Annotated in this window: 1 protein-coding gene and 1 pseudogene; both read left to right on the plus strand. The window is 50.1% G+C overall.

The genetic code is table 11. The features are described from left to right. On the plus strand, positions 1-701 hold a 701-nt coding region (locus R7Q38_RS24805; RefSeq protein WP_318114724.1), incomplete at its 5' end, for an aldehyde dehydrogenase family protein. A 242-nt stretch (positions 702-943) separates the two neighbouring features. Next, positions 944-1,045, plus strand: a pseudogene (locus tag R7Q38_RS24810) (DUF1338 domain-containing protein); the annotation flags it as partial.

Genomic DNA, 1,045 nt, shown 5'->3' on the forward strand with positions numbered 1-1,045 from the left:
CTGATAACTACGGTGATTTGGATGCAACGGTGTACACCATCATCCAATCGGCATTTATCAGTGCTGGTCAACGTTGTACTTGTGCTCGTCGTCTATACGTGCCGTTTGGTGAGAAAGGGGATGCTCTGATCACTAAGCTGGTGGAAGCGACGAAAAACATTCGCATGGATCAACCATTCGCAGAACCTGCGCCATTTATGGGCCCACAAATCTCTGTGGCTGCGGCGAAGTTCATTCTGGATGCGCAAGCAAACCTGCAATCTCTAGGCGGTGAAAGCTTAATTGAAGCGAAAGCAGGAGAGGCGGCGTTTGTTTCTCCAGGCATCATCGATGTGACTAACATTGCTGAGTTGCCAGACGAAGAATACTTCGGACCGCTGCTGCAAGTCGTGCGCTATGAAGGTTTGGATAAAGCCGTAGAGCTGGCGAATGACACGCGCTTTGGCCTGTCGGCAGGTCTTGTATCAACAGACGATCAAGAATGGGATTACTTTGTTGACCATATTCGCGCAGGCATCGTAAACCGCAACCGCCAATTGACAGGCGCAAGTGGTGACGCACCATTTGGTGGCCCAGGTGCATCAGGCAACCTTCGTCCAAGCGCCTACTACGCGGCGGATTACTGTGCTTACCCTATGGCATCTATGGAAGGGCAGGAGACGGAATTACCTGCGACATTGAGCCCTGGCGTGACGCTTTAAGTTTCAATAACAGGGTCACGACCATGCATCGTGGCCCAATGTGCTGACGCATCATTTAGGTTTGGGTAGTACGCGTTGGCATTACACGGCAAGTGAGCACAGACTCAAAAAGCGTGTTTGACTGACTGACATTTACCGTCACAGGTTGATGGTTGCTCGTTCATTATTCTGGACAGCTTTTGGGCTGTGAACGAGCGACCACACTCTTATCTTAATCCTACATCTCGTAACAAGGAGTCGTTATGACGCCCGATGTGTTATTTGAATCGCTATGGCAAGACTACATCCAACGTCTTTGCCCTTCTGCTGCTAAGGTGCATCAGCTTCTACAAGAAGATGAGGCT

The organism is Vibrio sp. Vb0598, assembly GCF_033338935.1.
Taxonomy (GTDB): domain Bacteria; phylum Pseudomonadota; class Gammaproteobacteria; order Enterobacterales; family Vibrionaceae; genus Vibrio; species Vibrio alginolyticus.